This window comes from Natronorubrum bangense (assembly GCF_004799645.1).
In the GTDB taxonomy this organism is placed as follows: domain Archaea; phylum Halobacteriota; class Halobacteria; order Halobacteriales; family Natrialbaceae; genus Natronorubrum; species Natronorubrum bangense.
This window is the reverse complement of sequence record NZ_CP031309.1, coordinates 18,186-40,565: the sequence shown is the minus strand read 5'-3', so window position 1 is coordinate 40,565 and position 22,380 is coordinate 18,186. Positions and strand designations below refer to the sequence as shown.

Annotated in this window: 14 protein-coding genes, 1 tRNA gene, 4 rRNA genes and 1 pseudogene; 5 read left to right on the top strand and 15 right to left on the bottom strand. The window is 55.7% G+C overall.

The window, feature by feature from the left end; translation table 11 throughout:
- Positions 1 to 80 precede the first annotated feature (80 nt).
- On the bottom strand, positions 81 to 1,145 hold the full coding sequence (locus DV706_RS21040) for an NAD(P)/FAD-dependent oxidoreductase (RefSeq protein ID WP_006066849.1): 1,065 nt from the start codon (positions 1,143 to 1,145) through the stop codon (positions 81 to 83).
- Between the two features lie 194 nt (positions 1,146 to 1,339).
- Between DV706_RS21040 and DV706_RS21035 the strand changes: the two genes are divergently transcribed.
- Positions 1,340 to 1,666: a hypothetical protein gene (locus DV706_RS21035; RefSeq protein WP_006066850.1), complete on the top strand. Its 327-nt coding sequence runs from the start codon at positions 1,340 to 1,342 to the stop codon at positions 1,664 to 1,666.
- A gap of 331 nt (positions 1,667 to 1,997) precedes the next feature.
- On the opposite strand, the gene DV706_RS21030 is transcribed toward DV706_RS21035, so the two are convergent.
- The 4 genes from DV706_RS21030 to DV706_RS21015 all read right to left on the bottom strand — a co-directional run bounded on the left by DV706_RS21030 (position 1,998) and on the right by DV706_RS21015 (position 6,318).
- The gene (locus tag DV706_RS21030; RefSeq protein WP_006066851.1) at positions 1,998 to 2,672 is read right to left on the bottom strand and encodes a peroxiredoxin; all 675 of its coding nucleotides are present in this window, start codon (positions 2,670 to 2,672) and stop codon (positions 1,998 to 2,000) included.
- Between the two features lie 228 nt (positions 2,673 to 2,900).
- Positions 2,901 to 3,746 carry a DUF1641 domain-containing protein gene (locus DV706_RS21025; protein ID WP_006066852.1) on the bottom strand — a complete coding sequence of 282 codons (846 nt, stop codon included), beginning with the start codon at positions 3,744 to 3,746 and terminating at the stop codon, positions 2,901 to 2,903.
- Positions 3,747 to 3,749: 3 nt separating this feature from the next.
- Positions 3,750 to 4,922 (bottom strand): NAD(P)/FAD-dependent oxidoreductase, encoded by a 1,173-nt coding sequence (locus tag DV706_RS21020; RefSeq protein WP_083902049.1) that lies wholly within the window; start codon positions 4,920 to 4,922, stop codon positions 3,750 to 3,752.
- A 292-nt stretch (positions 4,923 to 5,214) separates the two neighbouring features.
- Positions 5,215 to 6,318 (bottom strand): rhodanese-like domain-containing protein, encoded by a 1,104-nt coding sequence (locus DV706_RS21015; RefSeq protein WP_049889860.1) that lies wholly within the window; start codon positions 6,316 to 6,318, stop codon positions 5,215 to 5,217.
- A 639-nt stretch (positions 6,319 to 6,957) separates the two neighbouring features.
- Between DV706_RS21015 and DV706_RS22250 the strand changes: the two are divergent.
- Positions 6,958 to 7,139: pseudogene (locus DV706_RS22250) on the top strand (IS630 family transposase); the annotation flags it as partial.
- A gap of 391 nt (positions 7,140 to 7,530) precedes the next feature.
- Here the strand turns inward: DV706_RS22250 and rrf (DV706_RS21005) are convergent.
- The 6 genes from rrf (DV706_RS21005) to DV706_RS20980 all read right to left on the bottom strand — a co-directional run bounded on the left by rrf (DV706_RS21005) (position 7,531) and on the right by DV706_RS20980 (position 15,204).
- A 5S ribosomal RNA gene (gene rrf / locus DV706_RS21005) occupies positions 7,531 to 7,652 on the bottom strand.
- A gap of 74 nt (positions 7,653 to 7,726) precedes the next feature.
- Positions 7,727 to 7,848 (bottom strand): 5S ribosomal RNA (gene rrf, locus DV706_RS21000).
- A gap of 125 nt (positions 7,849 to 7,973) precedes the next feature.
- Positions 7,974 to 10,891, bottom strand: a 23S ribosomal RNA gene (locus DV706_RS20995).
- A gap of 226 nt (positions 10,892 to 11,117) precedes the next feature.
- Positions 11,118 to 11,189 (bottom strand) — tRNA-Ala (locus DV706_RS20990).
- A 152-nt stretch (positions 11,190 to 11,341) separates the two neighbouring features.
- A 16S ribosomal RNA gene (locus DV706_RS20985) occupies positions 11,342 to 12,816 on the bottom strand.
- Together the 16S, 23S and 5S rRNA genes with 1 tRNA gene alongside form the textbook arrangement of a ribosomal RNA operon.
- Before the next feature lie 1,341 nt (positions 12,817 to 14,157).
- Positions 14,158 to 15,204 (bottom strand): IS630 family transposase, encoded by a 1,047-nt coding sequence (locus DV706_RS20980; RefSeq protein WP_136350973.1) that lies wholly within the window; start codon positions 15,202 to 15,204, stop codon positions 14,158 to 14,160.
- Between the two features lie 80 nt (positions 15,205 to 15,284).
- Here DV706_RS20980 and DV706_RS22530 point away from each other — a divergent pair, with 80 nt between their 5' ends.
- Positions 15,285 to 15,662 (top strand): bacterio-opsin activator domain-containing protein, encoded by a 378-nt coding sequence (locus tag DV706_RS22530; protein WP_083902026.1) that lies wholly within the window; start codon positions 15,285 to 15,287, stop codon positions 15,660 to 15,662.
- 310 nt (positions 15,663 to 15,972) lie between these two features.
- Here DV706_RS22530 and DV706_RS20970 read toward each other — a convergent pair whose 3' ends face one another.
- Complete coding sequence (locus tag DV706_RS20970) at positions 15,973 to 16,464, bottom strand: pyridoxamine 5'-phosphate oxidase family protein (RefSeq protein ID WP_006065843.1); 492 nt, start codon at positions 16,462 to 16,464, stop codon at positions 15,973 to 15,975.
- 250 nt (positions 16,465 to 16,714) lie between these two features.
- Between DV706_RS20970 and DV706_RS20965 the strand changes: the two genes are divergently transcribed.
- Complete coding sequence (locus tag DV706_RS20965; protein WP_006065844.1) at positions 16,715 to 17,581, top strand: EamA family transporter; 867 nt, start codon at positions 16,715 to 16,717, stop codon at positions 17,579 to 17,581.
- Between the two features lie 211 nt (positions 17,582 to 17,792).
- On the opposite strand, the gene DV706_RS20960 is transcribed toward DV706_RS20965, so the two are convergent.
- Both DV706_RS20960 and DV706_RS20955 read right to left on the bottom strand, forming a co-directional pair.
- Positions 17,793 to 18,176, bottom strand: a complete 384-nt coding sequence (locus DV706_RS20960; RefSeq protein ID WP_006065845.1) for a hypothetical protein — start codon at positions 18,174 to 18,176, stop codon at positions 17,793 to 17,795.
- Positions 18,173 to 19,060 (bottom strand): ParA family protein, encoded by an 888-nt coding sequence (locus tag DV706_RS20955; RefSeq protein ID WP_006065846.1) that lies wholly within the window; start codon positions 19,058 to 19,060, stop codon positions 18,173 to 18,175. The genes DV706_RS20960 and DV706_RS20955 overlap by 4 nt, the downstream gene beginning before the upstream one ends.
- Positions 19,061 to 19,436: 376 nt before the next feature.
- Between DV706_RS20955 and DV706_RS20950 the strand changes: the two genes are divergently transcribed.
- Positions 19,437 to 20,498, top strand: a complete 1,062-nt coding sequence (locus DV706_RS20950) for a zinc-dependent alcohol dehydrogenase family protein (protein ID WP_049889756.1) — start codon at positions 19,437 to 19,439, stop codon at positions 20,496 to 20,498.
- A 307-nt stretch (positions 20,499 to 20,805) separates the two neighbouring features.
- Here DV706_RS20950 and DV706_RS20945 read toward each other — a convergent pair whose 3' ends face one another.
- Complete coding sequence (locus DV706_RS20945) at positions 20,806 to 22,065, bottom strand: orc1/cdc6 family replication initiation protein (RefSeq protein WP_006065848.1); 1,260 nt, start codon at positions 22,063 to 22,065, stop codon at positions 20,806 to 20,808.
- Positions 22,066 to 22,380: the final 315 nt, after the last annotated feature.

The following is a 22,380-nucleotide window of genomic DNA, read 5'->3' as shown; positions in this document are numbered from 1 at the left end:
TCGATCGCCGAACCGAGGGCAGCAGTGACAGTCGAAAACAGGTCAAACTACTCGAGAGAGATCGGATCCAGTCGCTGCGTTCAGTCGTCAGCAGCAGTCTTGGACCGGTCGTCAGAGGCGCCGGCGTTACTCTCGTGGTCGACAGCCGTCGACGCAAGAGTCGACGAGATCGACGGAACGTCCGCATCCGTAACGCTTCCCTGTGCTTCGATTTCCTCGAGCGATCGCGGAAACGCCCGCAACTCTTTGTGGATGGCGATCCCCGCGTTTGCTCCCTCACCCATCGCGACTGGGATCTGGTTGTGACCGGGCGTGAGATCGCCGACCGCGTACACTCCCGCAACGGAGGTCTGGCCGTGCTCGTCGACGGCGACGGCTCCATCGTCGGTGCGCTCGAGATCGAGCGAGTCGACGATATCGTCGTGATAGTCAGAGCCGTACATCGGGAAGCCGCCACTGTACGCTCGGACCTGCCCATCGTCGAACTCGAACGACTCGAGCCAGCCGTTCTCGCCTTTGTTCATCCCGGTGATCTCTGCGGTGACGACGTCGACGGGGTGATGCTCGAGCATCGTGGCGGTGTCGTCGCTCCACTCGGGCTCTTCGCCACGGGTGAGGAGATCCACGTCGTCGGTGTAGTTCAGCATAATCATCGCGACGTATGCGGCAGCATCGCCGGTCCCCATCACGTAGACTGGGTTGTCGACGAACATGTACGCGTCACAGTGGAGACAGTAGTGCAATCCCCTGCCAGTCGGGGGCAGCGGCGGCTCTGGGCGGTTGTCAGTAAAGCCCATTGCGAGGACGACGCGACAGACATCGTAGCTCTCCTCACCCGTCGACACACGGTAGCCGTCGTCCACATCGTCGCCGAGTGGCGTAACGTCCTCGACGAGCCCTCGCTGGTACTCCGCCCCGTAGCCCTGAATCTGTTCTCGAGCGGTCTGTAACAGTTCGTTTCCGGATATTTCCTCGCCGATTCCGATGACGTTGTGCGTCTCGCGCATCATCGCTGCGCGACCGCCGCCACGATCGATGACAATCGTATCGAGCCCCAGCCGCGTGGTGTAGAGCGCACTCGTCAGGCCGGCTGGCCCACCGCCGACGACCGCAACGTCGTAGTCAAACCCGTTTTCCGTGTGCATTCGTGCTTAGAGGCTGTTGACCGGCGGATAAAAATGTGTCTTCAGCGTACGTTTCACACACAAAGAGGAGCAACCGCGCTCCTGACAGACAACTGGAGCGCAGATTGGACGAGGGTTCTGATCAGTTCACCGGCGACAACGGCCAATGGGACCCATCGAAAGCATATAAGTATCTCCTCTACCGAGTTTTGCGTATGTCAGACGCTACCGATAGCAGTGACTCCCTCCAGTTATCCGAACAGCTCAACCAACTGGCGGCTGATGGTGTTCACCTCGCTGTCGACGATCAGAACGAGGAGTCGACGAAACAGCTTGCACTCGAACTCGTCCAGCAACACCACGACCGGATCAACGAACTGTACTACGAACACGATCTTTCAGACGCCGAGGCAGAAGCCCTCGCACTCGCCGAAGCCGACGTCACCCCGGCTGGGACCGCACTGATCATGACCGTAACGGGACGGAACGATATCTCAGAGGAAACTGTCGTAGAATACATCAAACAAAACGCGGCAGTCTGAGATTAGACGTCACTGGGCAGTGCAGAGGTCTAGCAAGGAGCTGCCACTAGATTGAGTACTGAGTACTCAAAACGGGAGATCCGATCCGTCGGACAGACTCTCTGTGGTGGCAAAACGGAACGGATCGTGGTTTGTCGCGTCGAAATCGGATTAGAACCAGGGTCTGCTCCGTTGAACGGCACAGGTAGCCCACGAGTACCGTGTATTCGAAACCCAGGCTCTTGATGTCGAGGAGGGACAGTCCATCAGCACGGACGATCGCGAGTGCGAGTCCGATAGCCAGACGGCATGCTCCTCAGGAGATGAGTTGATGTGACGCGATCGGGTGGCTTTAAATCTCTTTCAGCGTGAACCACCAATCGTACGACTCATACCCCTCCTGGCTAGCCTCGGCCGTCCGCGCTTCCGCCTCGTCGACGGTTCCTGGTGGCGAAAGCAGCGCCTTGTCGCCGAAGTTGTCGTTCTCTGGCCAGTTAGCCGGCAGCGCGACACCTTCTTCGTCAGAGGTCTGGAGTGCCTCGAGCGAGCGAAGGACTTCGTCGACGTTGCGGCCGATCTCCTTGGGGTAGTAGAGAACCTGACGGGTAACTCCCTCGGGGTCAACGATGAAGACGGCGCGAACCGTCGAGGTGCCCTGTCCAGGGTGGACCATACCGAGCGCGTCGGCGACGTCGCCGCTCTCGTCGGCGATGATCGGGAAGCCGATATCCTCGTCGAGTTCTTCGTCGATCCACTCGGTCCACTTGATGTGGGAGTGAACGCGGTCGATCGAGAGACCGATCAGTTCAGCGTTGAGTGCTTCGAACTCCTCACGTCGCTGCTCGAAGCCGACGAACTCAGTTGTACAGACCGGCGTAAAGTCGCCAGGGTGGCTAAAGAGGACGAACCACTGACCCTCGTAGTCGTCAGGGATCGTCTTGGATCCGTGCGTCGTTTCTACCTCGAGTTCAGGGAACTGATCCCCAATAAGCGGAAATCCACTCGTGTCGCTTTCGTCTTCGGACATTACATCTACGGTTAGGACCCTAGCAACTATAATCCCTTTTCAAAAAGATATTTTTTCGTATTCCGAAGAGAAGAGCGGAGAATGGTGAAAAAATCCCTCTGCTATTTTCGAGTGACATACTATAGAGTACCATACACACACCACGGCCAGCAAAAAAGTGGCAACCAATTCGGTCGAGCGTCCCGATCGGCTCCGGGAGGCGCTCTAAGTCATTCGACCCGTGGTCGGTCACTTCGCTTTCGAGGCACCCATGCGTCGGAGGAACTCGATGAGCACACCGAGTCCCTGTTTGACATCGTCGTCTCGAAGCGCACCGAGCATCCCAAACATACCGACCTTCTTCGGCGGTTCCTCTTCGGTGAATGCACCGAGCCCCGACTCGACGGCGTCGATGAGTTCCTCATCGCCGAGTTTGCAGCCGAGCACGAGCATGTTTCCGAGGTTCTGTCCGAGCTGGTGTGGCTCGAGGTCGGCCTCAGCATAGGTGCTGGCGAAGCCGGCGACCATCATCCGCAGCTCCGCGATCGGTTTTCTGTTCTCACGAGCGACGTTGACGGCCTCCGGGATGATGTCTTCGGCTAGGTCGTAGGTGACGTCGAGCAACTCGAGCAACTCGATGAGCGTGTCGGTGTTCTCACCGAGTCGCTCGAGCAAGACGAGCGTCTCCTCGCGCTCCAAGGCAACCCGCAGTCGAGCGAGCGTCTCACGGTTCTCGCGAACGATCGTCTGAAACTCCGGAGCAAGATCGCTCACGAGGTCGTCTGCAACCTCGAGCGTTTCGAGGAGTTCGACGAGCATGTCAGCGTTCTCACCGACACGCTGGACGAGGACGAGCGTGTCCTCGCTCTCCAAGGCCATACGTAACTCCGCGATCGGCTCCCGAGAGTCGTGTGCGGCCTCGCGAAGTTCTGGCGCAAGATCCTCGGAGAGGTCCTGGACAACGACGAGGAGTTCGAGGAGTTCCGCGAGTTCCTCGTCGTTTTCCTCGAGCGTCCGAGCGAGTTTGTTTACTTCGGCGGACTCGAAGGCGGTGCCATCGAAGTCGCCGTCGACCGATTGATCTTTCTGTGCCATTGTTTACGGAAGGGGGTCGTAGCCTTTCATCCAGGCATCCCAGTAGACGGATGGAAGGACGTTGACGTCCATGATCCAGTTCATCTTGCTCTCGACAGGCGCAGAGATGGGGCCCTCGTAATCGAACTCGGCGATCAGGGCCTTCCCCTTCTTCGTCAGTAGTGGACAGGCAGCGTAGCCGTCGTACTCTGCGCGCAGGGGCATATCACGGATAGCCGACGTGAGGTTCTTGCCGACGATGTGGGCCTGTTTGCGGGCGGCTGCGGCCGTCTTGGAGTGGGGTGCGTTCTCACAGTCACCCAGCGCGAAGACGTTGTCGTACTCATCGTGCTGGCACGTGTGCTGATCGATGGTGACGTACTCGCCATCCTCGGAGCCCTCGGTCAGCGGCGAGTTGTCGGTGATCGGCTCCTGGCCGAACTGCGGGGTAACTGGTGCGTAGAGATCGTATTCGATCTCTTCACCGTCCGCACCGTAGACGACGCCCGCGTCGGGGTCGACCTTTTCGACCGAGAAGTTCTCCTTAAACTCGATATCACGGTCGTTCCAGATCTCGTAGAGCTTGTCACGATACGGCTGGACACCAAAGTGGTGTTCGGCGTTTCGCGTCATGATGACCTCGACATCGTCACGAATGCCCTGTCGCTGGAAGTAGTCCTCCGCGAGCATCGCCATCTTCAGCGGCGCGCCAGGACACTTGATCGGCGTGTCGGGCTGAGTGACGAGGAACGTCCCCCCGTCGAAGTTCTCGAGTGCGTCGCGCATCTCGAGCGCCGCCTCGTAGTGGTAGAACGGGTAGACATCGTCGTGGTCTTCCCAAGCCTCGGTCAATCCGGGCATCGCGCTCGGATCGAGTCGGTGGCCAGTCGCAACAACGAGATAATCGTACTCGAGTTCGTCACCGTCCGCGAGGGAAACGGTCTGTCCGTCAGGGTCGACACCCGTTACGGCGTCGTGAACGAACTCGACACCCGGCTTAAGAAGGTCATTGATATTCCGAGACTGGTCAGGCTCGAGGTACCCGAACGGAACCAGATAGAACGACGGCTGATAGAAGTGGTCAGTGCTTTTATCAACTACAGTGATCTCAGCTTCGTCGTCATCCAGTTTGCGACGGAGGATATTTGCCGTCATGGCTCCGCCGGAACCGGCACCCAGTATGGCTATTTTAACCATGTACACATGAATATTACAGTCTAGGGCATCTAAACACACGTCTTTGAGAAACAATTGTGTGAGAAAGAGCGAAGCGACGATTATACCGAAAATATTGCCTAGTCATCCGTCGCGTCGACGTGGCAGTTGCTGGCTATAGTAACAACTGAACCGGTTGACACACCCACCGCACTGGCCGCGCTCCCGTCGGGCGAATAGGTATGCCGTGACGGCCAGTAGCTACTATAGGCTACGTCCACAGCGGATATTCACAGGTGGTTTTCAAGCAGTTCAAACGCTCGCTTCGAACCCGCTAGGACTCTTCGGTATCGGATTCGACTGGCGCATTGATCAGGTTCCCCCACTCGATCCACGAGCCATCGTAGTTAGAAACTATCTGGTACTCGAGCAGTTCTGAGAGCACAAACCAGACGATCGACGATCGTTCCCCGACATGGCAGTAGACGATGGTCTCCGTCTCGGGGGTGCTACCGTGGTTTCGGAACAGTTGCTCGAGCGTTGATTGATCTTTGAACTGTCCGTTTTCGTCAATTACCTCAGACCACGTTATGTGGATCGTGCCTGGGATATGACCTGCAGTGCGAGCCTCGGGCAGATCCTTGTTTGGCGGTTGTGTTATATCACCATGATACTCCGGTGAGGAGCGTACGTCAACGATAGCGACATCCTGTGCGAGCGCCGTTTCGATGTCAGCTCGATAGGCACGAATCCGCTCATCGGGAGCGTGTGCGCTGTACTCCTGTGGAGTTATCTCAGGCTCTTCAGTCGTCATCGGATAGCCAGACTCGGTCCACCGTTGCTTTCCACCATCGAGGAGTCTAACGTCGGTGTGGCGATAATACTTGAAGAGCCAGTAGAGATACGCCGCATACTGATTGTGGTGGGTGCTGTAGATTACGACCGTACTCTCTTGTGTGATTCCACGCGCACCGACATACTTTTCGAAACACCGCTTGTCAGCGACTCCACAGCCATCAACGTCGACAAGATCACCGAGGATATCGACCTGGATAGCCCCTGGGATGTGTCCCTGATCGTACTCGGCGTCTGCCTCTACAAGTCGAAGTTCCGGATCGTCCTGTTCAAATTCCGAGAGGCGGTCTTCCACCCACTCCGGCGAAACAAGAACTGAGGATCCGGTATCACTCCCAGCACCGCAAGAATCGGTATTGAGTTTGTAGCAAGTCTGGCGCCCATCGTGAAGCGCAGGAGATGAATCGATAAGATCAGCTTCGTCGAGTTGATCCAGCCCATATCGCGCCGTTCGCGAAGAGAGCATCGTCTCCTCCGTCAATCCCTTAAGTGTCATTGGGCCGGCGTCTTCGAGTGTTTTATAAATAAATTTTGAGCTCGGCGGCAAATCCTCGAGTGCGGCTTTAGTGTGGTTATCCGCCATGGCTGGTCTATAGCGGATTAGTGCGTCCGCATATACAATTCTTTCGTCCCCGATCCAACCACAGCTACGATCACGAACTGCTTTCACATTGATTCGATCGTTAGCTTACCAACTTACGGAAATATTGCGAATCTCTTTACACGCACACCCATGTAATCCGATACTTGTTCCCGCAATAATTTCACCTTCCTAAGCCGCGATGGGGATTGTATCTATCAAATATTATATCAAATTAAGAACTGTAGTAATTAACTCTGTGGTAGATCATTTTCTCAATGTTAGGCGTTCGAATACTAAACCATTATGCTAATATTCACATCGCACAAATAAACAACTGCCGTTGAACGTATTCACCTCTTACGAGCAGTAATCACCGACTGCTCGTGGGCCAACAACGGCCCTTCACCTTCATCATAAATCCGAAGAGCGGCGTCCATTGTCTACTTCGAGAATCGCTCTTCGGAAGCAGATTGTTGGTCGAACAGAGCTGGCGCTGTGAAAGCGTAGCGGGCAAGGGTGATGCGTCGGCATCACCCAACTATGTTCCCAGTTGAAGTGTTTCGTTCGGAGACGAGCGCCGCGAACCTGCTCTAGTACGTGAGAGAAGTTTTGGGGCTGGAGTGAGATGACTGATGAACAGTGAGCAGCGATCGTCGAAAGGATGTTGTTCGACATCTTTCTGATGAGGACCTTGATCGACTCCTGACTGAGGCGGACGGTCCAAGGTCATCCGCCGTCTTACCTTCGTGAAGAATCTCTATGAAAGAGATACGCTTGAAGAAGCAGCTAACCGGGTTGGCAAGTCTGAATCAACCGGAACGACACGAACATCAAGAAACCCCTCGAGAAGAACGTACGCAGGTTCGCAGTTACAAAACACCCCTCGAGAAAGTGTCCAGACGTCGCTTACGCTCACCTGGCGAGAATCGTTGACGCTGATCCACGCACCGTCGTCTAACGTTCGCAGTGCGATCGGCATACATGCCGTATGCTCGCCAGAAGCCTTCCTCCATCGCCTTGTGCAACGCTTACCGATTCGGACAGAATCCGGAAATCTATGTCACTGTTTTGATGGTGATGATGGACCGGCCGCGTACTGAGAAGATATCGTTGCTGAATATGGCTTATATGAAAATAAGACTAGCATTTGTCATAAATACAAAAACCGCAGACGGCTACAGCTGTAGCTGTCTGCGGTAAATGAAGTATGAATGAAAGCGGCGAAACGGATTTCCCAGAGGCTCGCGCACTCCAGTACTCGCCGGAACGCAGGCGGGCTTATCTTCCGTGTTCGGGATGGGTACGGGAGGAACCCCGCCGCTGTGGCCGCTGTAATGCCGACCGGCGGAATCGAACCGCCGTCAGCCCACTGTCGGTCGATACCCATCTGGGTATCACGCGATATGAATGGAGGCGGCGAAACGGATTTCCCAGAGGCTCGCGCACTCCAGTACTCGCCGGAACGCAGGCAGGCTTATCTTCCGTGTTCGGGATGGGTACGGGAGGAACCCCGCCGCTGTGGCCGCCGTAACGCCGATCAACGGAATCGAACCGTCGTCAAACCGTAATCGGTGGTCTCTCTGACCGAGTGTATGTGTAGTCCAGTTTGCGTCCGGACCCGTTCTCGCGTCACGGATCCAATGCGATGTGATATGAATGTGTGGCTTGGCCGATTAGTGCTCGCGGACTCAACGCCTCGTTGCCTTGGCGCGTACATCCCGAGTCTATCGATCTCGTCTTCTACGAGTGGCCTCAGTGGTATCTCTTTTCCAGGTGGGTTTCGAGCTTAGATGCGTTCAGCTCTTACCCCGTGGTGCGTGGCTGCCCGGCACGTGCTCTTTCGAACAACCGGTACACCAGTGGCACCCATTCGTAGTTCCTCTCGTACTATACGAACGTTCCCGTCAGATACCTCACACCCCCAATAGATAGCAGCCGACCTGTCTCACGACGGTCTAAACCCAGCTCACGACCTCCTTTAATAGGCGAACAACCTCACCCTTGCCCGCTTCTGCACGGGCAGGATGGAGGGAACCGACATCGAGGTAGCAAGCCACCCGGTCGATATGTGCTCTTGCGGGTGACGACTCTGTTATCCCTAAGGTAGCTTTTTTGTCAGCAATTGGCCGCATCAAGCAGCCTAATTGGTTCGCTAGACCACGCTTTCGCGTCAGCGTCCGTCGTTGTGCCGGACACTGTCAGACTTCCTTATGCTCTTGCGCTCTTTCTCGGGTCTCCGACCCGAGTGAGGAAATCTTGGGGCGCGCTCGATATCTTTTCAAGCGCGTACCGCCCCAGTCAAACTGCCCGGCTACCAGTGTCCTCCGCCAGGAGTGAGAGTCGCAGTCACCATCGGGTAGTATTTCAATGTTGCCTCGGTGGCCCGCTAGCGCGGGTACCTGTGTAACGGCTCCTACCTATGCTGCACAATGGCGACCACGTCTCAGTGACAGCCTGCAGTAAAGCTCTATAGGGTCTTCGCTTCCCCTTGGGGGTCTCCAGACTCCGCACTGGAACGTACAGTTCACCGGGCCCAACGTTGGGACAGTGGCGCTCTCGTTGATCCATTCATGCAAGCCGCTACTAAAGCGGCAAGGTACTACGCTACCTTAAGAGGGTCATAGTTACCCCCGCCGTTAACGGGTCCTTCGTCCCCTTGTAAGGGGTGTTCAGATACCCGCACTGGGCAGGATTCAGTGACCGTACGAGTCCTTTCGGATTTGCGGTCACCTATGTTGTTACTAGACAGTCGGAGCGCCCGAGTCACTGCGACCTGCCTCTTCGCGAGGCAGGCATCCCTTATTGCGAACGTACGGGACTAACTTGCCGAATTCCCTAACGTCGGTTGCTCCCGACAGACCTTGGCTTTCGCCGCCACGAGTACCTGTGTCGGATCTCGGTACGGACAGTGTGCTCGCCTTTTCACGGGCTCTGGGTTGACCTGACTTGCGCTATCCTGCCGTTCGCTCGCTTCGTGCCATTACGGCTTCCACGAACTTTGACAGTTCGACTGGGCGAAAGCCCAGCTCAGGCGGCCCCAAAGCGTTGGCTTTGAGTGCACACTGGCATAGGAATATTAACCTATTTCCCTGTTGTCAGCTTCGACTTACGGGCTGACTTAGGACCGGCTAACCCTCAGCTGATCAGCATTGCTGAGGAACCCTTACTCGTTCGGCCGTCGGGGTTCTAACCCGACTAACGCTGCTACTATGACCAGGATTTTCGTTACTGAACGGTCCACATGATCTCTCGACCATGCTTCCGCCCGAACAGAACGCCAACCTACGGGATCATCCGATCAAGGATGCCGCTAGGTCTCGGTGGTGGACTTGAGCCCCGATCATTTTGGGCGCCTCAAACCTCGGCCGGTAAGCTGTTACGCTTTTCTTAGAGGGTAGCTGCTTCTAAGCTCACCTCCCGGCTGTCTAGGGCTTGAGACCACCTTCGATCGCACTTAGTCCACACTTGGGGACCTTAACCCAGCTCTGGGTTGTCTCCCTCACGGTACACAGGCTTACCCCGCGCACCGGACTCCCTGCGTCAAACGGCGTTCGTAGGTTCGGAGTTGGACAGGGGGGCGCACTCCTCTCGGAGTGCGGTCCCCCAATCCGTTGCTCTACCCCACGAACTACCTCGGCAGAGGTCATGCTTCGACATGTTTCGGTTGGAACCAGCTGTTTCCGGACTCGATGGGCCTTTCACCCCTAGACGTAGATCACGAGAGGGTATTGTAGGACACCAACTCTAACAGGCCTCCACGTGCCTTTCGGCACGCTTCACCTTGTCCACGCCTAGATCGTCCGGTTTCGGGTCGTGCCCGTTTGACTCCCCGCGCTTGAACACGGTGACCCTGGTGCAAAGCACTGCGGTCATATCGGTTTCCCTGCGCCTTCCCTGATGATCAGGTTAGACTCGTCAAACAGGCACACTCCCTGGTTCGTTTTTCAAAACGTACGACAGAACACCGGCTTCCCATACGGCTTACTACAGGCTCGCGCCTGATTCATTTGATACGGGACCTTTTGTGCCCTGTCGCTCTATCGCCAACTGAGTTCACGCCCTATTGCACCTCCCTTTGTGGGGTGCTTTTCAGCGTTCGTTCACACTACTTGTTCGCTATCGGTCTTGAGGAGTGTTTAGTCTTCGCGGTCGATGCCCGCGATATTCACGAGGGATATCCAACCCCCGATACTCTGGAGCTGACTCGTTCCGTACTCGACGACACTACGGGACTGTCACCCTGTTTCGTGCTCTATTCCAAGAGACTTCCTGTCGTCTTTCGAGAAGTGATCGTCAGTCCGAACACCACATTGCCCGAAGGCTTCGGTTTGGACTGTGTCGCGTTCATTCGCCATTACTAACGACATCACGTTCGTTTTCTTTTCCTGTCGATACTAAGATGTTTCAATTCTCGACGTTCCCCATTGCGCGAAGCAATTGCGGTGGGGATTCCCATTCGGAGATCCCAAGTTCTTTGCCTCCGTGCGGCTCCCTTGGGCTTATCGCAGCTTGGCACGTCCTTCTTCAGCTCTCAAGCCGAGCGATCCACCAGCTGGCACAGTAGCCACGTTCATCGGATCGGCGTTGCGACAAAGTCGCAACGTTATAGTGACCCGGGAACGGGTCCAGTGGACGCCTGGACTACACGTACACACGGTCTCATCTGCACGCCGGTAGACGGCCGGCCTGCATTGACCCTTCCCACCCACACTTACGCGGGGTGGTGCATCAGTTCAGTCGTACTCGATCACAATCCCGTCTCCCACTTAAGGGCACGGATCTGTGACCGGTACGAGTCATGGACCCACAGGGATTCGAACCCTGGGCATCCTCCTTGCAAAGGAGGCACTCTACCACTGAGCTATGGGCCCACGTCCGCCCAGACGGGCGGACAGAGATATACGTGTTAGCCTCGGTAGTTCTAAGGTGCCCGATCGGCCCAGCGATGGGTCAATCGAACGTGGATTGCATAGCGCAAAGCGCTATGACTTCTGGGCTGGGGCATCGCCCCAGTCCCGGTCTGTGGAGGTGATCCAGCCGCAGATTCCCCTACGGCTACCTTGTTACGACTTAAGCCCCCTTGCGAAGCCCAGATTCGACCGCCGTTGCGGCGGCCTCATCCGGACCTCACTCGGGTGCTTTGACGGGCGGTGTGTGCAAGGAGCAGGGACGTATTCACCGCGCCCTTCTGAGGCGCGATTACTACCGAATCCAGCTTCATGAGGGCGAGTTTCAGCCCTCAATCCGAACTACGACCACGTTTCGGAGATTAGCGTCCCCTTTCGGGGTTGCATCCCACTGTCGTGGCCATTGTAGCCCGCGTGTCGCCCAGCACATTCGGGGCATACTGACCTACCGTTGCCCGTTCCTTCCTCCAGTTTGGCACTGGCAGTCTACCTAATGTACCCAGCTACCTCAAGGGTACTGCTGGCAATTAGGCATGCGGGTCTCGCTCGTTGCCTGACTTAACAGGACGCCTCACGGTACGAGCTGACGGCGGCCATGCACCTCCTCTCAATGGCTCAGGTAAGCTCATCACACTGACCGTCACTGCACATTGTCGATGCTGGTGAGATGTCCGGCGTTGAGTCCAATTAAACCGCAGGCTCCTCCGGTTGTAGTGCTCCCCCGCCAATTCCTTTAAGTTTCATCCTTGCGGACGTACTTCCCAGGCGGTCTGCTTCACGGCTTCCCTACGGCACAACGCAAACTCGTAGTTTGCGTCACACCTAGCAGACATCGTTTACAGCTCGGACTACCCGGGTATCTAATCCGGTTCGTGACCCGAGCTTTCGTCCCTCACCGTCGGATCCGTCTTCCAGAGGCGCTTTCGCCACCGGTGGTCCGTCCAGGATTACGGGATTTCACTCCTACCCCAGACGTACCCCTCTGGTCTTCCGGTCCCAAGCCGAGCAGTTTCCACCGGACGCCTGTGTGTTAGGCACACAGATTTCCCGATAGACTTGCACGGCCAGCTACGGACGCTTTAGGCCCAATAATAGCGGTCATCACTCGTGCTGCCGGTATTACCGCGGCGGCTGGCACCGGTCTTGCCCAGCACTTATTCTACCACCTCCTTACGGTGGTGAAAAGCGAGGACTATATGCCCTCGCACTCGGAGTCCCCTTATCGCACTGGCGTGCAGTGTAAAGGTTTCGCGCCTGCTGCGCCCCGTAGGGCCCGGTATCTTGTCTCAGATACCGTCTCCGGGCTCTTGCTCTCACAACCCGTACCGATTATTGGCACGGTGGGCCGTTACCCCACCGTCTACCTAATCGGCCGCAGCCACATCCTATGGCGCCTGAGCGTTTCGGATTCCCAGCAGTTCCAGCTTGGGAATCGTATTCCGGATTGGCCTCAGTTTCCCGAGGTTATCCGGATCCATAGGGTAGTTTGGCCACGTGTTACTGAGCTATCTGCTACGAGTACAAACTCGTACAACTAGCATGGCTAAATCGGACTCCAATAGCAATGACCTCCGGCAGGATCAACCGGAATGCTATCTACTCCCAACCACTGTTGGGAGGGTTCATTTGGCGGTGAATGTTCGAATACACACTCACACATAAATGGGTCCACGTTCGGTGACCACGATCGACGACCGATCAGGCGTCACCGAACTACCAAGGCTAACATCAGACCCCATCTATACGGCGGACCGCAGGTGTGGAGTCCTCATCTTCTGCGTATTAATCCATAATCCCCGGTTCCTATATAAGGCCTGCGAACCAACCGTCCAACGAGAGTGAGTACCAACCACGATTAAAAGACATTTACAGCAGTATGTACTCGGACCACTCAACTAACAGGAAAAATAAGCCGATCCAATAGTGGAACAGACAACATCGGCTTTTCGAGCGACCACACTATTAAGTTCAGTAAGCACGAGATAGTACGAAACGAGTCGCCGGAGAACGAGACGTACAAACCGTCTCATCCGACAGTACAATGGCCACAGACGAAGTATACCGAATTCACTGGCTCGACCTGGGATCCGATTCGACACGAGCACATCTTGGTTCTGGCATCCTTTCTGCCGGATACTCGCGCGCACGCGCGGACAATTGGAGTAACTGAGATTATACATCCAACTGAATCCACATCCTAGGTTGACACGGCAGGGGCGGTCCTCAAACAGGTTATACGCTGAACAGGCGCAATACCACGTCGTTTACGGCGTGGACACGCGCCGTCACTTGATGGCGCTTTCCACCGACGAGAGCATAGACCGAGTTTCCAATCCAAACCTTCAAGTTATAAAAACTACACGATGACAAGGTCAGGTTGGAACGGAGCGGTTTCCGAACGACCTTCGGAGGCGGCCTGCCCGCCCGTTCAACGAGGCAGTATCCGAAACGCCGACGTGGTGAACGCGAACCCTTGAAGGGTTCGTCTCGGTGCCCGTCGGTCGAGAAAATCCACGATACCTCTGAATCCGTCGAAGTGTCAGCATCCCCCTACTGGCAAAAACAACAGATGGGAGTCAACGACGCGGAGGATAGGAGTAACAGCGGTTTGGCACCGTCCTCAGAAATCTCCGATTTCTGATGGGCTGCACGAGAACTCCGTTCTCGTGAACGCCAGTCAGCCACCGACCACGACGACTGGGTTAAACGGGCCCCGTGAAGTGGCGGCGTCCATGGTTGCAAACCTGAAACTCCCACCGCTCGGGATTCCTGCGTTAACGAGACGCGTGAGTGGTCTGCATCACTGCTGAATCGTGGCTACGCCGGTACGCTATTCGAATCCGGCGACTCGAGCGAACGCGTCTGAAACGAGTATTCAAACCAAACCCCGATCACTCTTGCGTCTCGTTCGTACACCAGAACGCTCGAGTGGTCAGCATAACTTTTGAATATCCGGGAGGAATGTTTTGATCCAGTTGTCGGCGAAGCTGACGCGTTTGGATAGGTCCAGGAAGGTGTTAGTAACGAACTGCTTGAAGTGGTCCTTTCCTTCGAAGACTTCTGGCGAAATCTTCCGTTTGAGCGTCTTCCAGAGCGGTTCGATGGCATTGAACATCGGCGAGTACGGCGGGAGAAAGACGAACTCGATGCCGAGTTCGTCGGCCCGTTGCTGGGTGAGTTTCGCATGATGACCGCCATCGTTGTCTGCGATGAGCAGAATCCGCCCAACCGGATTCTGCTCACGGATTGCCTCTAACGCTGCGCAAATACTCTCTTTCGTCGTTCGTTTCCGAAAGATGAGCGTACTCTTGCCGAGTAATGCGTAGAAGCCAAGCGTTTTCCAGGGGACTGTCACCAGTGGTTTGTCGATTTCCACGGTTCGATCGTACGACCACATTCGCTGGGAGTTCTCGAACGGTTGTGGCCACGAAGCGTCGAAGAAGCCGAGAACGAGTGGTTCATCACCATTTTCTTTCGTGAGCGCCTCTCCCAGGCGCTCACGAAAATCCTTCTCAGCATCCGGTGATTGTCGCGGGTCCATCGGTCGTGGTTTTGCGTACTGCATTCCATCACCACGGAGAATTCGAGCAAGGTGGGATCGATCGTACGTCACGCCGTATCGGTCCCAAAGAAGATCGTCGATCTCCTGTGGTGTCCACGGTTGACCGTCTTCGAGGAGTGTAAAGAACTCGTCAAACTGTTCAGAGGAGAGCTTCGCGGGGCGGCCGCCCGCGAAGCTCGGTCGAAGTCCATCGACTCCACCTTCGTTCCAGGCTTTGAGCCAGCGTCCACCGGTTGGTTGGGACGCACCGACACGTCGTGCAGCCATTTTGTCAGTGTCGCCGAGAGAGACGTTCTTGATGAAGCAGAGTCGTCGGACGAGACGGGTCTCGTCCGCCTTCTGGGCTTCATTGATTGCTTCGTCAAGCTGTTTTTCCGACAGATGCTTCACCATTTCAGTCCGACGGGTTGTCTTCATCAGAGTCTATACGCACCCTGCAGATTCAAACATAGCGCCGACCACTCCCGCGTTCTGGGGACGTCTTCAGGCGCAGAAGGATGTCAACCGCAACGCTCGCTATCTCGAGGACAAAGAGCTCGCGACGCATTCGGTCGATGAAACCGCGCTTATTCTTTATAACGAGCGAGGAAGATGCCGACACAGTTTTCAAAAACCACGTCTCCGTGCGGAACCACGACCTGAGCAACGAGTCGGGTGACCGGTGTCGATTCGAGACAATGGTCGCCGGTGTCGCCACCGCCTCGAAATACGGGCGACATGGTGTACATCCGCGATCGATAGGGACCATCGAAACAGGTCTCGAGACGGTGGCTGACGGTTCACAGGTGGGTGATATGCCGGTGTTCGTTGAGACGCTGGCCGACCAGCACCAAGCGTCGAACTTATCCGCAAACGTGGCGGCCAGCGGAGATTAACACCAAAAAAGAACTTGTGACATAGTGTTAGTCTATCTGATAGAAGGTCTGCTCGAGACACTCAAAACTGCCGACTGCACTGGGTTTCTGACCGGCTACAGAAGAGTACAGGCGAAGAGATTGGGAGGTGCAAAAAATAGCCAACGATAGCCAACCGCCGTCTCCAAACGGAGTAGCAGTGATTTCTCGAGCAGTTGTTCGGATGCGACAAACACGTAATTGCCAGCTGATGGCCTATCGCGTCTCCAGTCATGGGAGGCGACGAAGTGGTATGTAGTTTGATCAGCTGGCTAGAATGGTGTTGGAAATACTAGCCAGACGACTCTTCTTCGGAGTCAGGTTCAAGCTCGGGGGGAAGGCCGATATGTTTGAGACCAACCTGATCTTCGATCGTGAACTGATACAGTTTGGTGTTCTCCGATGCACTGGCCCGTTCGAACACATCCGGACGCCACCGGAGTTCAATGTCGTCCTGAATCTCGTCTCGTTCGTCCGCTGAGACCTCGTCGATGGTACCAGTAAGAAGGACGCTCGACCAATTAAACGGTGTGTCCGCTCGGTAGACGAGAAATCGAGCGGCGTCCGCATGATCGGTCAGTTCTGCTTTCCGACTACTGGAGCCGAGGACATACAGGATGTAGAGACATGACTCCCCATCGAAAGAAAAAGACAGGGGACGCATAATCGGTGCGTCATCTGTCGAGAGTCCAAGCACCCCGACGGTCTGGCTCGACAGAAACCCCTGTATCTCATCATCATCCATTTCAACCATGCCATAGTCGCTGAGCTCGTCAACGGTCATCGGATGAAAAAATGAGATGGGCCTCCTAAGCTGTTTGTTGGATTCTCACATACTGTTCAGAGCGCTGATCCCTCACAGACGGCCACGACGGTTCGGCGACAGCGGTCTCTCGATCTGACTGAAATAGCACGGCGACAGGACCGTGAAACGCCTCGAGGCCAAACACCGAAATGCGCCTTAATCGGCCTGTGGACGGAGTCAACATTCTCCAAGACAGAGCGCTTTTTGCGGTCTGAAATAGTCACAGAGTATGAACGATGAAACGGTCGGGATCGTTCTCGTGCTGATCTCTGCGATTGGGTTCGGCACGCTCGGCATCTTCGGGATGCTCGCTGCCGAAGAAGGGGTCTCGATTCCGACGGTACTCGCGTTGCGGTTTGGGCTCGCAACAGTCGTCCTCTGGATGGTTCTCCGACTGCGGGGCCGATTTCGATTACTTACCGGTCGAACGCTCGGGATCGCACTCGCACTTGGCGGAGTTGGGTACGCCACTCAGAGCGGGCTCTACTTTCTCGGCCTCGAGTTTCTGACAGCCGGGATGGTTGCGATCGTGCTCTACACCTATCCGGCGTTCGTCGTCTGTATCGTCGCGATCACGAACCCGAGTCGAGTTACGAAACGACTGTTGATCGCACTCGGTCTCTCGATCGGCGGCGTCGTGCTCATTACCGGTGCAGATCCCGTCGGCGTCGACCCTCGCGGGATCGCGATCGTACTTGGAGCAGCGGTTGCGTACTCACTGTACATCGTCGTAAGCCAGCGAGCGCTTGTGACGACCGACGCCGAGGTACTAACAGCGTTCGTGCTACCGGCTGCAGCCGGCAGTTTCATTGCATTCGGTGTGGGCACAGACACACTCGCGATGCCGGGCAGCGTCTCCGCCTGGGGAGTCATCCTCGCGATCGCGATCTTCGCGACAGTAGTTCCCGTTCTCACCTTCTTCGCTGGCATCGCGAAAATCGGAGCCAGTCGTGCAAGCATTATCAGCACAGCCGAACCGGTCGTTACAGTCACACTCGGGGTACTCGTGTTAGGAGAGGCAGTCACAATCGTAACGGCCGTCGGTGGGCTACTCGTTATTATAGGCGTTATCCTCATCCAGCTCGAGGGATCCTGACACGTGAGTTCATAACGAGAGCGAGAGTAAATCGACACCCTGAAAACACCACCATGTCCGCAGTTCTACATCACCACGTTCTATCGAGAGCAGTGACAACAGTGACAGAAACAACGGACACGGTGGTGTCCGTGCCGACTACATTTCCTTCCCGTGGCCAGTTATCTTCAGGACCAGCTGCCGAATAGCGACACGAAAACAGGACGGGAAGCTACGCTTGTCGGCGCGTCTTGCGGATCTGTTCTGGGACTTCGTCAATATGCTCGAGAGCGACTTTCAAAAGCGCGTCGTGGACTTCGCGAGTTTCGTCGTCACGAATACCCATCCGTCGAAGTTCGGGCGTCACGACGATCCCGAGTTGGTCCTCGAGATCATCCCACGTCTCGCCACGGGCGTACAGTGGCTTCTGACGAACATCGCTGTATTCGAAGGCTGGGCCGGTCGACGCCGCTTTGTCATTGTCGTGTGCCTGTGTGGATGCGGTTTGAGCGGTCGTCGTCTCCGACTGACTCGAGTCATCGGCTGTCGCAGGGTCGTCGACCGGCTCGTCGCCGTCGGCATCGTCGCTTCCAAGATCATCGAAGGGGTTCGTCATCGATCGATCCCTCCGTTGGCAACGATCGCCGCGAGTTCCTCGTAGCACTCGATTTGATCGCTTTCTGGGTCGTACTCCTGAAGTGGCTTGTTTTCTTGGAGCGACCGCGAGAGCGAGGATCGGTATCGGATTCCCGGTTTCGGTGTGGATATCTCGCCTGCGTCGATCCGTTCGAACTCGGTGGCCGTGATCCGGGCAAACTCCGGCACAGCCTCCTTGAGTGGCTGGCCCGGGTTGACCTCATAGCTCGCCGTGTTCAGGTTCTCGAGCAGTTCCCGGTCTTCGGTCTGTTGGTCGATACGGTCCGAGAGTTTGTTCGGGACAACTGCAAGCACGTCGACATCGATGTATTCGCGAGCCGGTTCGATGAGTCGTTCCATCGTTCGTTTGTAGCCCCCGATCGCACTCGAACCCGGTTCGATCGGAATCATGACGTTGCCCGTCGCGACCAGCGCATTGTTGTTCAACATTCCTGGATATGCCGGGCAGTCAAAAACGATGTACTCGTACTCGTCGCCGAGAAGTGGGTCGACAATCTTTGATTTGACACGGGCCGATCCTTGCATCGCACCGGCGAGATCGTTCTCGACGTCCTCGAGCGTGTTCGACGACGGCAGCAGATCGAACTCGTACTCGGTTGGCTGGATAAGATCATGCGGCGTCGCCGTTCCCTCGAGGATGACATCGCCGAGGTTTACCTCGCCCTGGTACGCGTCCTCGAAGCCGAGACCATTCGTTGCATGACCGTTCGGATCGAGGTCCGCGAACAACGTTTCGCCCCGCTCGGCGAGCTGTCGGGCGAGGTTCATCGAGGTCGTTGATTTGCCAACGCCGCCTTTGAGGATAACGACACTTACTGCGCGTGGCTCGTGTTCTGCTGCCATAGTGTGACTCCGTCCGCCAACAATAGGCACCTATTGTACAGCGAATGCCTGTTTTAGCGGACAGTTCGTATATTCAGACAATCACACTTAGTTCTACTGTAGGTAGTTGCAATAGGTAGCTTAGCTACCTCGTGTGGGCAAGGTGGCTTAGATGAGCCAGGCAAGACAGGTGAGTTAGGCAAGGTACCTATTGCACCTATTGTACCTATTGCACCATATTGAGGTTTATCGACGCCGTCAGTAAGATCAATGTTCTCCTACCGAAAGCAGAGAGACGACTGTTGGATGGAGTCACCCGACATCTATCGGCGGCTCACTCGAGTCCGATCCATCCCCCTAACATTATATAGAATGTCATGGTAAATGTTGACGCATCATGAAAGCAGTAATGTTAGAAGAGTTCCAAGAGCCCCTGGAAGTCCAGGACGTCGAGCGTCCAGAACCAGAGCCGGATGGGGTCGTAGCGAAAGTCAATGGCTGTGGCGTCTGTCGGAGTGATTGGCACTGTTGGCAAGGTGACTGGGACTGGTTCGGATACAGACCCGACCCACCACACATTCTGGGCCACGAACCCTGTGGAACCATCGTAGAAGTCGGCGAAGACGTCGAAACGGTCTCCGAAGGAGATCACATCGCCATTCCGTTTAATTTCGCGTGTGGAAAGTGCGAACTCTGTCGGAACGGACGCGAAAACATCTGCGAAAATCACGTCGGACTTGGATTCATGAACGAGGCACCAGGAGCCTTCGCAGAAGAAGTCCATGTCCCAAACGCCGATATAAACGCAGTCCCGCTGCCGGACGAAATCGACCCGGATACAGCTGCCGGAATTGGCTGTCGCTTCATGACGTCGTACCACGGGATGGCCCACCGAGGTAACGTGGGTAACGGCGAAGATGTTGTCGTCCACGGACTGGGCGGTATCGGGCTGTCAGCGGTTCACATCGCGAATGCCCTCGGTGCGAACGTCATCGGCGTCGACCTCTTCGAGGAGAAGTTAGAGAAAGCCGAACAGCTCGGTGCCGTTACGACGGTCAACGCTTCGGAAGTAGACGATCCAGCGAAGGAGGTCCGTGATATTACCGACGGAGGTGCAGACTGCTCGGTTGACGCACTCGGAATCGCGACGACGTGCCAGAATGCGGTCAACTCACTTGGAAAAGGTGGTCGCCATGTTCAGATCGGGTTGACCACGTCCGAAGAGGAAGGGAAAGTGTCGCTTCCGACTGATGAGTTCGTCGCAAAAGAGATCGACTTCCGGGGATCGCTTGGACTACAACCGTCCCGTTACCCCGAGATGCTCGACATGATCAAAACCGGAAAAATCGATCCCAAGGAACTCGTCTCCGAAACGATCGCCATCGAGGCGGTGCCGGACAAACTCGCGGCGATGAGTGATTACGACACAATGGGGATTCCAGTCTGTAACGAGTTTTGAGAGCCAGGCATCGTCTCTTATTTTAACAAGCTGATTACGCTGGTGTAGGTGTCGGACAGCAGATGAATCCAAGCATAGAACGGATACGGCCCACAGAGAGTCCGTACAAATTTGGCCGCGCAAACCGTTCCTGTCGAAGAACACCAGCTGAAGCCGGCAATGACGCTATTGGCCAGTAGAGTCACGACAACTGAGAAGTTTTGTCAACGCTTCCCCAAACACCACCATGTCCGCTGTTCTCATGGGGTAAGAACAGCGGACATCGTGGTGTCAAATCGAAAGACACGTTTGCAGCGAGCCAAGGGAGTTAGTGAAATTCGGTTAGCGACGTGTTCCCGTTAATCGAATCGAGTTCGTCGAAATGATTCTGGAGAGAATCGTGAACACCGACGTCGTCAAGAACGTCATCTAACGCAGAGAGCACGAGTTCGAGATCCATATCGAGTGTGTACTCGCGATAGGTGCCACCCCGGCGACCCTCGTTTCGCTCGGTGACCGAGACGAGACCGAGCATGGCGAGTTCAGAGAGATGATCGCGCATCCGCCGTGGGACAAGCGGATCACGACCAGCTCGCTGAGCAAAGCTCGTGTACCGCGGTCGAACATCTCGAGACCGAATCGGAGTTTCGTTCTGAAGATGGAGTGTAAGCAACGAGTACAAAACGAGGTGGCCATGCTGAGTCAGTCCGCTAATCCCCTCTTCGATACGGCCCCGTTCCAAGTCGTGACGACCTGCCTCAACGTGGTCTTCTGTGACGGTGGTCGTCTCTTCTTCTTCTCGAGCGAGATCGCCAGCTTTCATCAGGAGATCGATCGACTGTCGGGCGTCGCCAGCGTCTTTCGCTCCGTAGGCAGCACAGAGTGGAATCACTGCGTCGTCGAGGACGTCGTCGTGGAACGCAACAGCAGCACGTTGCTCGAGAATTTTCTGGAGATCGCCGGCGTCGTAGGCAGGGAAATGGATCTCCTGCTCACAGAGCGAACTCTTCACTTTAGGTGAGAGATCATCGCGGAAGGAGAAATCGTTCGAGATCCCAATGATCCCGATCTTCGCCGCAGAGAGATTGTTGTTCGCGCGTGCACGAGGGAGCTGATAGAGAATCGAGTCATCCTCGACGTGGTCAACTTCGTCGAGAACGATGAGATTGGTGCCGGCGATTTCGTCGAGATCGTCCCACAACATTTCGTAGACGGTTGCGCGTGGGTAGCCAGTCGTGCTGATCTGATTCGTTTCGTCACGGAGTTCGTTGACGAGGCGTGTTGCGATCTGATATGACGATGTGAGCCCATCACAGTTGAGAAACGTGAGATGCAGATCGATATCGTCGTACTGGCTCGCATCTTCCTCGAGATGAGAGAGGAGATACCGGGTCGCCGCAGTCTTTCCGACGCCAGTTTTGCCGTAGAGAAAGACATTGTTCGGTTGTTCACCGTTGATCACCGGTTGGAGTGCGGTCTGATACATCTGAATTTCTTCGTCACGACCGACGAGCCGCTCCGGTTGATAGTCTTCCCGCAACGCATCGCGGTTTTTGTAGATTTCAGTATCTCGTTCGAACAACCCCATTCGTGGTCACTCTGTGAGTGTTTTTCGGGAGTGTTTATAAAACCACCCTGTCCGGAGTGTCCGCTGTTCTATTCTTTTATAACAATTCTCGAAACACCCTCCCCCCACTTTGTCCGCAGTAACTAGCTGCGAAGGTGGGGGTGGGGGTGTGCGGAGGTCTTTGAATAGGGAAGGTTTTAAGACACCACAAAGAGAGTTAGTCCGTAATGCAGTTTTACAGCTGAGTTGCTACAGACTAGTGTACTAGATCAAACCAATCCTAGCTAGAAAGCAGATCGTTTCTCGGGGGTCCCCCCTTTGTTCGCAAGAACAGCG

Coding starts and splice junctions, on each gene's coding strand:
- DV706_RS21040 (WP_006066849.1), bottom strand. CDS start 1,145: ATGCACACGGAAAACGGGTTTGACTACGACGTTGCGGTCGTCGGCGGT.
- DV706_RS21035 (WP_006066850.1), top strand. CDS start 1,340: ATGTCAGACGCTACCGATAGCAGTGACTCCCTCCAGTTATCCGAACAG.
- DV706_RS20950 (WP_049889756.1), top strand. CDS start 19,437: ATGAAAGCAGTAATGTTAGAAGAGTTCCAAGAGCCCCTGGAAGTCCAG.
- DV706_RS20955 (WP_006065846.1), bottom strand. CDS start 19,060: ATGGCAGCAGAACACGAGCCACGCGCAGTAAGTGTCGTTATCCTCAAA.
- DV706_RS20965 (WP_006065844.1), top strand. CDS start 16,715: ATGAACGATGAAACGGTCGGGATCGTTCTCGTGCTGATCTCTGCGATT.
- DV706_RS21025 (WP_006066852.1), bottom strand. CDS start 3,746: ATGGCACAGAAAGATCAATCGGTCGACGGCGACTTCGATGGCACCGCC.
- DV706_RS20980 (WP_136350973.1), bottom strand. CDS start 15,204: ATGAAGACAACCCGTCGGACTGAAATGGTGAAGCATCTGTCGGAAAAA.
- DV706_RS22530 (WP_083902026.1), top strand. CDS start 15,285: ATGTCAACCGCAACGCTCGCTATCTCGAGGACAAAGAGCTCGCGACGC.
- DV706_RS20970 (WP_006065843.1), bottom strand. CDS start 16,464: ATGACCGTTGACGAGCTCAGCGACTATGGCATGGTTGAAATGGATGAT.
- DV706_RS20945 (WP_006065848.1), bottom strand. CDS start 22,065: ATGGGGTTGTTCGAACGAGATACTGAAATCTACAAAAACCGCGATGCG.
- DV706_RS21015 (WP_049889860.1), bottom strand. CDS start 6,318: ATGGCGGATAACCACACTAAAGCCGCACTCGAGGATTTGCCGCCGAGC.
- DV706_RS21030 (WP_006066851.1), bottom strand. CDS start 2,672: ATGTCCGAAGACGAAAGCGACACGAGTGGATTTCCGCTTATTGGGGAT.
- DV706_RS20960 (WP_006065845.1), bottom strand. CDS start 18,176: ATGACGAACCCCTTCGATGATCTTGGAAGCGACGATGCCGACGGCGAC.
- DV706_RS21020 (WP_083902049.1), bottom strand. CDS start 4,922: ATGGTTAAAATAGCCATACTGGGTGCCGGTTCCGGCGGAGCCATGACG.